Source organism: Paenibacillus plantarum, from assembly GCF_013141695.1.
In the GTDB taxonomy this organism is placed as follows: Bacteria; Bacillota; Bacilli; order Paenibacillales; family NBRC-103111; genus Paenibacillus_E; species Paenibacillus_E plantarum.
This window is the reverse complement of record NZ_WHNY01000057.1, coordinates 43,048-57,111: the sequence shown is the minus strand read 5'-3', so window position 1 is coordinate 57,111 and position 14,064 is coordinate 43,048. Positions and strand designations below refer to the sequence as shown.

Genomic DNA, 14,064 nt, shown 5'->3' with positions numbered 1-14,064 from the left:
CGTACAAACGGCAGGGAAGCGTTCGGCTAACGGAGGTTAACTCCAAGTTAGTGGCCTGCGCTTCCCTGCCTCAGGCTTTCACGACTTGTGAGAAAGAGGGAATTTCCTTGATGCAACCGCCACTTCGAACAAAAAGGAAGATCAACTGGAGAGAAAATAGTTTCGCCTATGCATTGCTCATACCCTCACTCTTATTCTTAGGCTTATTTACGTTTTACCCCATCTTAAAATCGATCTATTGGAGCTTCTACAGCTCCGATTTCACCGACAAAACGTTTGTCGGGTTGGATCAATATGTGCATGTCTTTCAAGACGATATTTTTTTGAAAGTGTTAAGAAATAATGTGCTGCTTGCGATCGGCACGGTTCCGGTGAGTATTTTACTAGCTATGTACGTAGCCGTATGGGTCAATAATAAGCTCAGAGGCACAGGCTTGCTGCGTGCACTCTTTTTCTATCCGACGGTCATTCCGATGATTGCTATCGCCAATATATGGCTGTTTATTTATACACCCAGCTATGGCTTGCTCGATAAGTTTTTAAGTGTGTTTGGCATTCCGACTCAGCATTGGCTAGGAGATCCGAATTGGGTTCTCTTTTCGATGATGCTGATGGTGATATGGAAGGAAACTGGATTTTTTATGATTTTTTATTTGGCTGGCTTGCAAAATTTACCGAAAGAAGTGTACGAAGCTGCGGAAATGGAGGGGGCACGCCCTTTTCAAACTTTCCGTAAGCTGACGTTTCCACTCTTAATGCCAACCACGCTATTCGTGATGGTAATCGCGACGACGAATTCGTTTAAATTGGTAGATCACCTGTACATTATGACGAAAGGTGGTCCGAATAACGCAAGTAATTTGCTGTTATATCATATTTATGAGACGGCTTTCAGCTTTTGGGATATGGGAAAAGCATCGGTCCTTACCGTCGTGCTGCTCGTTATCTTACTTAGTATTTCCATCTTTAATTATGCATTTCTGGATAAACGGATCCATTACTAGAAAGGAGTCAGCATCATGGTCGTAAGGGTCACTAATCGTTTGGTCATCGCGCTGCTGGCGATCGCTTTTGCTGTACCGCTCGTATGGGCTGTCTTTACTTCATTTACGCCGTCGAGTGAAGTCATTACCCGAGTAAACCCCTTTGCGGTTCAGCATCCCACCTTCCAAAACTACAAGACAGCTTGGGAAACCATCACCTTTCTTCGCTATTATTCCAATACGATCATCATTGTACTTGGTGTGCTGGCTGCACAACTGATTACGGCTACGCTTGCGGCGTATGCTTTTGCTAGATTAAATTTCATAGGTCGAGGCGTTATGTTCATGCTCTTTCTTGTCCAAATCATGATACCGCCTGACATACTCATTTTTCCGAATTACACGATCATGAAAGAGTTGGGCCTGGTTGACACGAAACTGGCGATCATGCTGCCGTATTGGGCATCTTCGTTTAGTGTATTCTTGCTTAGGCAAACGTTTAAGCAAATCCCAATGGATTTAGACGAAGCTGCAAGAATGGACGGCTGTCGTTGGTGGCAAACGCTTTGGCACGTATATCTGCCTTCAGCCAAATCGACCTATATCGCGTTTGGTTTAATCTCCGTCAGTGCGCACTGGAACGATTTCATGTGGCCGCTGATCATCACGAACTCTATCGAAACGAGACCGCTCACGGTCGGGATTGCGATTTTTGCCCAATCGTTTGAGACAGGCGCGCAATGGGGGACGGTAACAGCGGCTACCGTGTTGGTCATCCTGCCGCTATTAACCGCATTTTTCGTCTTTCAACGTCAGTTTGTAGAAAGCTTCATGCATTCGGGTATTAAATAATGATGAGGAACCCCCATTGGTTGGGTTCCTTTTTTTTGTTCTGATCCCCTAAGGACGGTCTTAATTAATCGCAGGAATTGTGTTAAAATTTGTATATAATTCAGCTAAATTAGCTTATATGGAGGGTTCATGGCAAATGAAAAGGGAGCGCCCGATTCGAGCCCGCACATGAATGTAGTGAGTATGATGGATGAGCGGCAGGATCAGTTTATTGCAGGTCGGAGTGAGCAGTTGGATCTTTTTAGACGCAATATCACAGAGGGTGCCTTAGACGGCAAAACCATCTGGAACCTGTACGGCACGGCTGGAGTCGGAAAAAGTTTTCTACTCGATTCGTTCCGCAGACAAGCAGTGCGGGCAGGGGTCATCATGTTGTATCTGGACAGCCGCGACTTTAATCACAAGGGTGATTTGTTGTGCAGAGAGTTGCTTTTGCAGCTGACACCGGGTGAGAGGGTGCTGCATCGGGATCCGTTGGAAGCTTGCTTGACCAAGCTGAAACAGTTAGCTTCAGAAGTGAAGATAGTCCTGGCGTTAGACACCTATGAGGAAATGGGTGAGTTGGACGGCTGGCTTCGGGATCATTTTATTAAATGGCTCCCAGACAACATACTGCTGCTGATCGCTGGCCGTTATAAACTGAAGGGGACATGGACCGTTTCCCCCGCCCTTCGGGAGCGAATACTATTCATGCCGCTCGGAAATTTGACTCATGCGGAAAGTGCGGTTTATTTGCAACAATGCGGCATTACAGAAGGCCAACAAATCGAACGGATCTTGTTTAAAACAGGCGGTCATCCGCTGGCTCTTTCGCTGGCTGCTGATGTTAATCCCAATGTGGACTGGATGCATACGTCAACAGATGAGACAGGATGGTTTGATCATCTAGCCAAGGCGTGGCTACGTGAGGTGCTTGATGCTCATCTGCGCAAAGTGGTAGAGGCGGCGGCGGTCCTGCTTCGTATCAATCGCGAAGTATTGCAGGTTATTATGGACCAAGAAATTGATGACGAAACCTTCGGTCACTTGATCTCGTTGTCTTTTGTCCGCAAGACAGAACGAGGCTGGATGCTGCATGACTTAATGCGGCTCGCGATGCGTAAGCAGCTGGAAGAGCGAACCCCTGCTTATTTTGAACGGCTCAGGGGACGAGCAGCGCAATATTATGCGGCACGGATTCGCCATTCTGCACCCTATCGAAGAACCGATTGGGAAGTGGGAGAGTTATTTTATTATACGGGCATACCGCTCATTCGAGCACTTATTCAATCTTATTCCAGAGGCCAGTACACATGGGAGCCATTGACGCTAGCTAATCTGCACGAAGGTGAAGCCTATTTACGCTTAAGGCTTGATGAGGCTACCCCGCTAACGCTGGCGGGCATGGATCCAGAGACGGATCAATCCTACGAAGAGTTTGTAGAGAAAGAGGATATGACGCTTACGATCAAGCATTTGGATTTACACACGTGGGTCAATCTTGATCAACAAGCGGCCATGCTCCTTCGTTCCACAGATGGGAGAACGGTAGGTCTAGCCGTAATCGTTCCTATCGATAGGTCGACGTTGCCTGTTCTGATCGATGATCCGTTCGCGAACCCGTATTTATCCTCACTGTCACAGGAGGAAATCAAACTTTTGGAGGTTGACCCTCCTGACAAGGCGGGATGGTTTATACGGACGATTGATTACGTAGATTGGCAAAATCCGGATATGGTTATAGAGACAATGTATTTGATGTTTTCGTATATGTGTTCGGGCGGTATATTCATTACGTCCCCGCCTCCATTGGGATTTTTTCGTGAAGCGCATTTGAATCTCGGATTTCAATTGGCGCCGGGTATCATCCATCAGAACTATGATGACAAGACACCTACGCCAACCTTCGTACTTGACACTCGTGGCGATAAGTTGGAGGCATTTCTACGATTTTTATTAAAAAGAGGCGGATTCCCGGATGAGCTGCACGTATCCAGTGGACAGGAGTTACAGCTGACGAAGCGGGAACGGGAGGTCGTTGCCCTTGTTCTTGACGGGTTGACCAATATAGAAATTGCCAGAATCCTGTATGTCAGCGAAATTACAGTTAAGAAGCATGTCAGCTCCATCTACAGCAAGTTCTCCGTAAAGGGAAGGACTCAATTAATCAAGCTGCTTGCCAGTAATCCGCTAATAAGCTGATCTCAGAACCCTCCTTCTTCAAGCGGACTGATCAAGACCGTTTCTAGGAATTCATGCCCTATTCATGAAGCTCACATCCGTTTGCGGTGTGGGCTTTTTGGGTTCTGCTCCTGATCGATTCGCCCACGTATAGGTCGGATATTATACGTTCGTATAATTTAGAAATAAAAATTGTCATGTTAAATTATTTGTTAAGTGAGCCGACCGGCTTAGGTGGTTGAACGAAAGGAGGAATTGCTTGATTGCACACAACCGACCAGAAGCTTGTTTGCGAGTATAGGAAAGATGGGGGAAAATCACATGAAATGGCTTGTATTAATTCATATCGTGTCAGCGATTGTTGGCATTGGACCAACTTACTTTGGTCATATTTTACTCAGACGGAACCAGAAAGATGAGCAGCTACAGCAATCCCTGGCACTTTTCCAGAAACTCAATTATTTCCCGAAAATTGGCGGTTCCATTGCTGTTGTTACAGGTGTGGCGCTCGTCGCATTTGCAGGGTGGAAATTCTCGGATCTATGGATTCTGATTTCCCTCGTGCTATACGTGCTTATTCAGTTTGTTGCGGTAGGCGTGCTGACACCTGTCATGAGTCAATTGAATCAATTGCTGAGCGAAGAAGATACCAAGTCACTTAATCCAGAAAGACACGCAAACAAAAGCTTGCTGCTTACCAAAGCCAATAGGCTTTACAACGCGGCATCTATCATGGGGATCGTATTAATCATTCTAATGATTGCCAAACCAATGTGAACGATCCGGGTTTGACAGCCACCGTGTGGCAGTCGTCGCATTGATCTAGGAAGAACAGCACATTTAATAATAGGAGGAAAATTCAATGACAAGTTTAGTTGGAAAAGTAGCTTTTGTATCCGGAGGGGCACGAGGAATCGGAGCGGCTGCAGCCCTTATGCTAGCTAAGCAAGGTGCTAAGGTTGCCGTTAATTATATTCAGCAGGAGGATGCTGCCCAGGCAATCGTAGACCGTATTCGCAAAGCTGGTGGAGAAGCCGTGTTGGCTAGGGCTGACGTGCGTAATGCTGAACAGGTTAATAACGTTGTGACTCACATTCAGTCTACCCTAGGAGACATTGATATTTTGGTTAGTAATGCACATATGTCCTTCGTGATGAAGCCGCTGATCGAGATGCAATGGGAGGAATTTGCCCAGAAGCTCAATGATGAGATGAATGCGAACTTTACGTTGACACAAGCGATTTTACCTCAAATGATAGCTAGAAAATATGGAAGAATTATCTATATTTCCAGTGATGCAGCGGATGGGCCGCTGCCTTACATGGGGGCACATGGTACTGCTAAATCAGCATTGAATGCATTTGCCAAATACGTAGCCTTAGAGAATGCTCCCTATGGAGTAACGGCCAATGTGGTCTCGCCTGGACTCGTCCAAACGGATGCGTCAAGTGTTACGCCTGAAGTGGTTAAGCAGCAGCTTGCAGCCATGACGCCGCTCCAGCGAGTGGCCGTTCCTGATGATGTGGCAGGTGTGATCGCTTTCTTAGCTAGTGAGGAAAGTCGATTTCTTACAGGTACCTGTACGAGTGTGAACGGTGGCATCAAAATGGGGTAGGTCGGTGAAGAGATAACAACCAAAAAGGGTGGATGAATATGGCAAGGAGAATGATAGTCTGGTCTACATTATATTTCGTTATCGGTGTGATCATGGGAATGGCTATGTCCATATCCAAAGTGTACACGTTATCCCCGGTTCATGCGCACATTAATTTATTGGGATGGGTGTCCATGGCGCTTGGTGGTATCCTGTATCATCTGTTTCCCACTGCAGGAAATTCCTTGTTAGGCAAGACGCATTATTGGCTGCATATGAGCGGTATTCCGCTCATGATGGCCGGACTCGCCGGATTACTCTATACGGAAAACCCAGGATTCATCATCGCAACGTCTCTGGGTGGCACTTTCGTTGTGGTTGGAGCCATACTATTGTTTATTAATGCGATACGTTATATGAGATAGGCCTAGAATGACGCTAGTGAGGTGGTGTTCAAATGTTTTTGATGAATAAAGTATTGACGAAAAGGCTGTGTTCCTTGCTGTTCATTCTGTCCTTATTCGTTCAGGTATTTCTTCCTTACGGGGTTGAGCAAGTCGGGGCTAGTGATGTCGGCTTAAATATACAGAAGCCGGAGGAACGTTTGCCGGAGTGGGCGAAGGAATCGATTGCCGAGATGACAAAGCTTGGTGTTATCCAAGGTTACGAGGATGGCACATTTCGAGCTGAACGCACTGTGACACGGGCGGAAATCGCCGTGATGCTGCTTCGCTTCGTGCAAGCAACTTCCGTGAAGCTGCAAGATACGCAAGCTCCGACATTCCAAGACGTCGAGCACGAGTGGTTTGCGGAGGAGGTTCGCCAGGCAGCACGTCTTGGCATTGTCCAAGGCGATGAAGCTGGCCAATTCAGACCGGAAGCTGATGTAAGCCGCCAAGAGTCAGCGGTGATGCTGAATCGAGTGGTGCAACAACCAGCGACCGGATCGTTGACCTTACGTGACAAGAGCTTGATTCCCGTGTGGGCTCAGACAGCCGTTGCTGCATTGGTTGAAGCAGGCGTCATGCAGGGTTACGAGGATAACACCTTCCAGGGGCAGCGAAACATCACGAGGGCGGAAGTGGCTGTTATTCTTCATCGAGCTAAGAAGCTTGCGAGCGTAGGTGGTGAGGTTACAGCTGCACCGCTTACGATTAAGGTCAGTCAAACGGATGGAACGCTATTGCAAGGTGCGGATGTGTTCATTCACGAGAAAGGGAAGCGGATGTACAAGGCTTGGGGACGTACGAATGATCAAGGTGCTTGGGCGGCTTCGATTCCTTATGGAGATTACGATGTACATGTCGTGAAAGAAGGATATGCAGGTTATCAGTCTATCGTGTATGAGAAGGGACGAACGGATCTAGCACTTACCGCTCAGCCATCCGCGCAAATTGAAGGAACCGTCCTGGGTGTGGACGGCAAGCCGGCAGTTGGCGCTTTCCTATCGTTTACGACGAACCCAACGTTCTATGCAGTCACGGGTTTGGACGGTACGTTCCGCGCAAATGTGCTGCCAAATAAGACGTATCGGTTGACGCTTGTTGAGGATGCGAGCCTGTCGCGAACCGCCGCAGAAGGTGGAGGAACTGCGGCTATTTATGGTGCGAGCCCTTCTACGTTTCCAGGTTTGTCGCTGCTGGATACGGAGCAATCTCAGTTAACAGACTGCAGCTGTCATAAATATGACGCCCTCCAGACGTTTACATCATTAGGTGCAGGACAATCGTTAACGATAGGTCATGTTTCAATTGATGGCGCACGGCCTGTTAGCGCAGGAGGAGGCAGTGGGGGTGGCGGAGGATCAGGTTCGGGTAATAACAATGGGAACCGCGATACGACTCCGCCGAATGCTCCTGTCGCTTTGACCAGTACAGCTGGCGATAGCGTGGTGAGTTTAAGCTGGGCAGCGAACACCGAGAGCGATCTGATGGGGTATAAGGTGTATGCGTCGACCGACAATGGCGCTACTTGGAGCACAAGTGCCAACGTAGCTGGCGGAAGCGTGACAACGTATTCTGTGAGTGGACTCACGAACGGGGTGACGTATCTATTCGCGATCACAGCGGTGGATACATCCGGCAACGAGTCAGTGAAGTCTGCCCAGGTAAGTGCGCTACCGCAAGCTCCTCCAGTAGGAAAACCTGCTGCACCTTCAGGACTAACAGGTAAAGCTGGCAATACGCTGGTTACGTTACAATGGTTGGCGAACAGTGAGGCTAACCTTGCGGGTTATGAGGTACATTATTCCTCAGACAACGGTGTATCCTGGATGAACGGCCCCCAATTGGGCAAAGTGACGGAAGCTTCCGTTACAGGCTTGACGAACGGCACGGCATATAGATTCACCGTGACAGCGATGGATTCAGCCGACCAACGCTCGGACCGATCCATCCCGATCACGCTTACGCCGAAGGAATCGGGTGGTACGCCGGATCCTGTTGAGGTAGCTACGCAAATACCGACGACCGCGCTGCCAACCTTCCATTCCACAGTTGAGTTTCTGTATGCGGGAAGTGAGCCGGTGCAGACGGGGGTAGCTGAAGGGGCTATAGAAGCTAGTCTCATATCTGTTGTTCGTGGCCAAGTGCAGGATACAGTAGGCGAGCCATTGGCAGGCGTTCTTATTAGCATTCTCGACCATAATGAGTTGGGCGTAACGAGGAGTCGTGCCGACGGGATGTTTGATCTAGCGGTAAACGGTGGCGGCGTCCTGACGATTCAATTAACCAAAGAGGGATACATGCCTGTTCAGCGTAAAGTAACCGTAATTGCCGGGAGATACGAGACACTGCCGGATGTGGTGCTGAATCTATACGACACCAAGGTAACTGTAGTTGATTTGAATACGGCTGGGCATGTTCAAGCGGCCCAAGGTTCCCAAGTAACTGATGCAGATGGTACTAGGCAGCCTACGGTAATTTTTCCAGAGGGGACGTCGGCAACGATGACGTTGCTGGATGGATCGAGTGTGCCGCTGGCTGAAATCCACCTTCGTGCGACGGAATACACTGTCGGAGAGAATGGGATGAACGCCATGCCAGGCGATCTTCCTGATTTTGTCGGCTACACCCATGCCGTTGAACTGTCTGCTGATGAAGCTGTGCAAGCGGGAGCGACTGATGTTCGTTTTAATCAACCCTTATTTTATTATGTGGAAAATTACCTGAAATTCCCAGTTGGTGAGGCTGTACCCATGGGTTATTACGACCGCGAAGTTGGACGTTGGGTTGCGTCGGACAACGGAAAGGTCATCCGCATCCTAAGTGTTGACGATGGAATTGCCACCATCGATTCGGATGGGGATGGCGCAATTGACGGCGCAGATAAGCTAGCATCCCTTGGCTTTACGGACAAGGAAAGACAACAGTTAGCTGGTATGTACACAGCTGGTCAAAGCTTCTGGCGCGTGCCAATTGAACATTTCACCCCTTGGGATTGTAATTGGCCATATGGTCCACCTCCTGATGCAGAGCCTCCTGTTGACAAAGATCCGAACAGTGAGGATGAGGAGTTAGACCCGTGTGAACAAGCGGGATCCATCATTGGCTGCCAGAATCAAAGCTTAGGGCAAGCGATTCCGATTGAAGGTACAGGAATGAACTTAAATTATAGCAGTACAAGAACTCCAGGGTACAAGAGCAGGTCGAAGCTTACGATACCAGTTAGCGGAGAATCCGTTCCTAGTTCGCTGCGTTCCATGACGGTCACAGTCGAAATCGGAGGTAAATCGTATAGGAAAACCTTCAATCCAGCTCCTAATGTCACCCATACGTTCCAGTGGGATGGCATAGATGCTTACGCGCGGAAGCTGATCGGCTCTCATCCTTATAAGATTACCGTATCTAATAATTACAATCTTCAATACTATGCAGCTTCGAGTGATTTCCAGATGAGCTTTGGACGGCTTAGCGGCTCAGGAGTCGTAATCGGAGGGGTGAGAGAGACTACAACAATACCCATTTCACGCGTCTGGTACGGCTCCTTGGAAAGTCCAAACAATCCATTTGAGCAGGTGGGAATCGCTGGGTGGAGTTTGGATGCCCATCATATGCTGAGTTTCGAAGAGAATACCATGTACGAAGGAGACCGAAATAAGAAGACTGTGTCTCATAAAAGCTTGAATAAGCTGGATCTCTCTGGTCTTGGAGATGTCTACCGTCCCGATGGTAAGATTATAACTCCCGGACCTGGAAATACTATCTATTTCACAGCAACTGGAGGCATTAAAAATGGCTGGTATCCTCAAATCGTTGCACGTCTAAATCACGATGGAAGCTTTCAAAAGAGTGATGAGTTTCCATCTGAAAGTTACTTGCAGATAAGCACAGACTCCCTCGGGAACGTGTATCGGTACTCACCGACGAAGAAGCAGATCTACCTCAAGAAATCAGATGAGACGCATTGGTCAGTTTTTGCGGGAACAGGTAATGCTGTCAACAGTGATATTATCGATGGGGCTAAAGCCGTCGAATCGGATTTGTATACGGTTTTCAGCATGGCTGCAGCGTCCGATGGAACCTTATATGTGTCAGGGAACAACCCTATTTCTCGGCAAAATATCTTCTATCGGATCGGCGCTGATGGCCGCGTTCAGTTCATGGGCAGCGGTGAAGGGGCAGATAGCGGAAAGGCCAATAAGAAAACGATTGGCGAAGCGACATCGGTTCTAACAGGACCGGATGGGTCTGTTTATATTCATGATCGCATTTATGATAACTTTAATCACATGCAGTATGCTTCAAGAATAAGGAAAATAAATGCGAATGGCGTAATAACCAAGATAGCGGGGAAATCACCAAATACGTATACGGGCAGTTATGAGATTAATCACGGTTTGGCAGCTAATAAGGCGTTATTTTATATGCTGAAGATGTACATTGATGGAGAAGGAAACATCATGTTCACAGCATTGAAAAACAGCTGGGAACAAGAAAAGCTATATAAGGTGAAGGATGGCCTTATAGAGGAAGTTAGCCTTGAGCATGCTAGAGCAACGTCGAAAGCTTATCTTTCATTGGCAGCGATAGATTATAACGGCAGTTATCTGTATGTGGCGGGTACTGGCAGCAGCATCTACCGGGTTGACAGCTCTAAGCTCCAGCAAGCCGAAATTCCAGAGGAGGATGGCTTGTCGGTTAATGTTTTTGATTTAACAACTGGCAAGATCCTGCATAATGAAAGTGCTTTGTCCGGAGCTAAACTGAAAGCATTCTCCTATGATAATGACGGACGCCTCCTGTCGATCTCGGATCGTAGTGGAAATCTGACACGCATTGAGCGTGATACGCAAGGGAAGCCAACAGCGATTGTTGCGCCAGGTGGGCAACGAACGATCTTGGAGGTGGATAGCAGCGGTGAACTTAGTTCCATTACAAACCCGGCAGGCGAGACTTATCGGATGCAATATGAAGGAGGGCTGCTCACCGAGTATACGGATCCTGTGCAAGGTGTGAGCGAGTACGACTACGATGACAGCGGGCTGTTGGTGAAGGCAACCAATCCAGAGGGTGGTGTCAAAACGCTGCACAAATCGATCCTCAACAAAGGTTCTCGTGTTACCTTTACGGATCCTAGCAATCGTACTACCACATATGAGACCGTGGTGGCGGATGGGAAAACACTGTATACGTTGACGGATTCGAACGGGGCCAGAACAGTAACAGAGAAGATTGATGAGCAGAGTGAAACGGCAACACTAGCGGACGGTACTAAGATCAGTAAGAAGTTCGGGACGGATTCAAGGTTTGGCAAAAATACGCCATTCGTTTCGGAACTAACTTACACTTCACCCGACGGTAAAGTAACTACACTTAAGGAAGAACGATCCGCAGTAATCAATAATAACAATGAGTTGGTATCGTATACGGTCAAGCATACATTGAACGGTGATGTGTTCACAATTCAATACGACGGGGCAAATCATAAATTTACGGAAACAACAGCAGAAGGCACGAAAACGGAAACCTATTTGGATGAAAAAGACCGGATTACGAAGGTGGCATGGCCAGGGACCAACCTCTTCCCAATTGAATCCTTCTACGATGCTGTAGGTCGGATGGAGCGGGTCCAACAAGGTGAGAAGTGGGTTAGTTACACGTATAACGCTCAAAACTTAATTGAGAAGGAGTCCGACGCCTTCGGTAGCGTGAAGACATACGAATATGACGCTGCAGGTCGGATTGTCTCTGTCACAACGCCAGGCAATAAAGTGTATCGCAAAGGATACGATGATCTTGGCAGTTTAACGGGAATCACGATGCCTGACGGTTCAAAGTACGAGCAGCAATTCAATAAACTGGGCCAATTCGATGGCTTCTCCCCAGAAGGTTCAGAGCTTTGGTACAATCCGGAGTATGATAACGGCCGTAATCTGTTGAATACAACGATGAGCAGCGGTAGAATCATTGATCATGTGTTAGAGGCGAGCGGAAGCAAGCGGCCTATTGGCATCAACGATGGAGATATACAGCGAACGTTTACTTACGTAGGTCAGTCGGATATGGCCAAAACGATCGAAAGTGCGATGCCGTCGGACAGCGCGAGACAACAAAAGATTGCCTATGATTATTCAGGCGAGAATATCAAATCGATGGTACTGACAGGTAAAACGAATGCATCGTTTAGTTATGTCTATGATGATTTCTTCAACATGACGAATATGGCCATGACGGTCGGTGGCGTTGTGTATAACACAGTGTTCCAATACGATAACGAAGACAATCTCACGAAGTTTGGCGCGTTTCAATTCAGTCGTGGCGGTCCCTTGAAGGCAGTCAGCTCGATGGCTGATGGCAAGATGGACATTCAAGTGGCTTACGATAAGTATGGCAAAATCGACAGCGTCACCTATGTATTGAAGGGAAGTCAGGTATACAAGGCCGGCTACACGTATGATAAGAGAGGTTTCGTGACGGACATAACCGCCATTTCTGCGAAAGGCAGCGAGCTCACTCATTATGAATACGATCTGGATGGACAGCTGATTGGCATGACTCAGACAGAGCCGGGAGGCATAACGGTTACGGAAGCGTACAGCTATGATGCCAATAAAAATCGGATCACAAGTCAGGTAAATGGCGCTGCACAAGTGGTTAGTGCTTACAGAGAGCACGATGTGTTGGAGCGTGTGGGAGCACTTGCCTACAGCTTCGATGTAGACGGCTTTCTCACGCAACGGGGCTCGGATGCGTTCAGCTACGGTGTACGAGGTGAGTTGCTGGAAGCAACAGTGACGAGCGCTACGTATATGAACGGTATGACGAATGGCACGTACAAGTACACGTATGACGGCCTTGGCCGCAGAGTGGCGAAGGAAGACAGCATGGGGCGTAAGACACAATTTGTATATGGGAATCCCGAATCCCTGCAATTAATGACGGCATCCATCGATGCAAGCGGACAGCCAACGCTCTATTCCTACAATGAGATGGGTCTGCTCATCGCGCTGGAACGTGGCGGGAAGCGCTACTACGTAGTGACTGACGCTGTAGGCACGCCGCAACTGGTGTTGGATGAGAATAGTGTAGTCGTGAAGGAACTACGTTATGACAGCTATGGCGTTTTGCAATCGGATTCCGACGCGGCATTTGAGTTGTTAATCGGTTATGCGGGTGGTCTGGAAGATAGGGATACGGGACTCGTACGCTTTGGTTTCCGTGACTATGATCCCCTATCGGGCCGCTGGACAGCGCGTGATCCCATTCTGCTTGAAAGCGGACAAACGAATATGTATGCCTATGTCAATAACAACCCGATCCTGTTCCGGGATCCTTGCGGACAATTTTGCGTAGGAGCATCTGTGTATGCTGTTGTCGGGATTGGCGGTAAAGTTTGCGTCACGGAGGAAGGCGTATCTGCCTGTGGGGACACGGGGTTTGGCGTAGGGCTTGGACTTGAAGTGTCTCCATTCGAGGATATTGCTAAGAATGAACTCTCGTTGGAGGCAATGGCCAAACTTACGGCTGGGATCGGAAATTTACAAGCTGGTTACAAATTGGGTCAGGATTTAGATACGAAGTGTCGAACGGATGGACCTATTTTGAGGGCGGAAGCGGGACCTTTCCGCGTTGATTTACTTAAGCCTAAGAAGTCGGCGGTGAAGGGCAAAGAAGCCGACATGCAAAAGAAAATTAAAGATTTGTTTAAGAAAAGCGGTTTGAAAGCAGAAGCCTCCATTAAGGCGAAATTGTGCAGTAATCTCCGCTGGTAGGTATAATAAGATTCCAGTGAAGCTGATTCATATCCCTCTTGTTTGGTTAAATTTTCCTATAAAGACTTTACAATCAGGAGGGATGAAGCTTGAGTAAAAAACTCGCAAAGCGCAGACGCACACCTCTAGCCTTATATCTTGCAGCACTTACAATTACCGTGGCGATCAGTAATATAGAAGCAAAGAGCTAGCTTAAGCCTTTTTCCTTGTGTACTTATATGAAAGCAAAAAAAGCCCAATGTATGGGCTTTTTTTGCTATCAA

7 protein-coding genes are annotated in these 14,064 nt (G+C 47.9%); all 7 read left to right on the top strand.

Features of this window, described 5'->3' with window-relative positions:
• The first annotated feature begins 110 nt into the window (after positions 1–110).
• The 7 genes from GC096_RS17160 to GC096_RS17130 all read left to right on the top strand — a co-directional run bounded on the left by GC096_RS17160 (position 111) and on the right by GC096_RS17130 (position 13,801).
• Positions 111–1,004 carry a carbohydrate ABC transporter permease gene (locus tag GC096_RS17160; protein WP_171631970.1) on the top strand — a complete coding sequence of 298 codons (894 nt, stop codon included), beginning with the start codon at positions 111–113 and terminating at the stop codon, positions 1,002–1,004.
• A 15-nt stretch (positions 1,005–1,019) separates the two neighbouring features.
• Positions 1,020–1,835: a carbohydrate ABC transporter permease gene (locus tag GC096_RS17155; RefSeq protein ID WP_171631846.1), complete on the top strand. Its 816-nt coding sequence runs from the start codon at positions 1,020–1,022 to the stop codon at positions 1,833–1,835.
• Positions 1,836–1,964: 129 nt separating this feature from the next.
• Positions 1,965–4,016, top strand: coding sequence for a LuxR C-terminal-related transcriptional regulator (locus GC096_RS39095; protein WP_281366813.1), 2,052 nt, complete (start codon positions 1,965–1,967; stop codon positions 4,014–4,016).
• Positions 4,017–4,316: 300 nt separating this feature from the next.
• A complete protein-coding gene (locus GC096_RS17145) occupies positions 4,317–4,772 on the top strand; it encodes a DUF2269 family protein (protein WP_171631844.1) in 456 nt (151 codons plus the stop codon).
• A gap of 85 nt (positions 4,773–4,857) precedes the next feature.
• The gene (locus GC096_RS17140) at positions 4,858–5,610 is read left to right on the top strand and encodes an SDR family oxidoreductase (RefSeq protein WP_171631842.1); all 753 of its coding nucleotides are present in this window, start codon (positions 4,858–4,860) and stop codon (positions 5,608–5,610) included.
• A gap of 38 nt (positions 5,611–5,648) precedes the next feature.
• Positions 5,649–6,014, top strand: coding sequence for a heme-copper oxidase family protein (locus GC096_RS17135; RefSeq protein WP_171631840.1), 366 nt, complete (start codon positions 5,649–5,651; stop codon positions 6,012–6,014).
• 32 nt (positions 6,015–6,046) lie between these two features.
• Positions 6,047–13,801: an S-layer homology domain-containing protein gene (locus GC096_RS17130; RefSeq protein ID WP_171631839.1), complete on the top strand. Its 7,755-nt coding sequence runs from the start codon at positions 6,047–6,049 to the stop codon at positions 13,799–13,801.
• Positions 13,802–14,064 lie beyond the last annotated feature (263 nt).

Excerpts from the sequence above, each read along its gene's own strand:
- GC096_RS17135 (WP_171631840.1), top strand. The coding sequence starts at position 5,649 with ATGGCAAGGAGAATGATAGTCTGGTCTACATTATATTTCGTTATCGGT.
- GC096_RS17140 (WP_171631842.1), top strand. The coding sequence starts at position 4,858 with ATGACAAGTTTAGTTGGAAAAGTAGCTTTTGTATCCGGAGGGGCACGA.
- GC096_RS17160 (WP_171631970.1), top strand. The coding sequence starts at position 111 with ATGCAACCGCCACTTCGAACAAAAAGGAAGATCAACTGGAGAGAAAAT.
- GC096_RS17145 (WP_171631844.1), top strand. The coding sequence starts at position 4,317 with ATGAAATGGCTTGTATTAATTCATATCGTGTCAGCGATTGTTGGCATT.
- GC096_RS39095 (WP_281366813.1), top strand. The coding sequence starts at position 1,965 with ATGGCAAATGAAAAGGGAGCGCCCGATTCGAGCCCGCACATGAATGTA.
- GC096_RS17130 (WP_171631839.1), top strand. The coding sequence starts at position 6,047 with ATGTTTTTGATGAATAAAGTATTGACGAAAAGGCTGTGTTCCTTGCTG.
- GC096_RS17155 (WP_171631846.1), top strand. The coding sequence starts at position 1,020 with ATGGTCGTAAGGGTCACTAATCGTTTGGTCATCGCGCTGCTGGCGATC.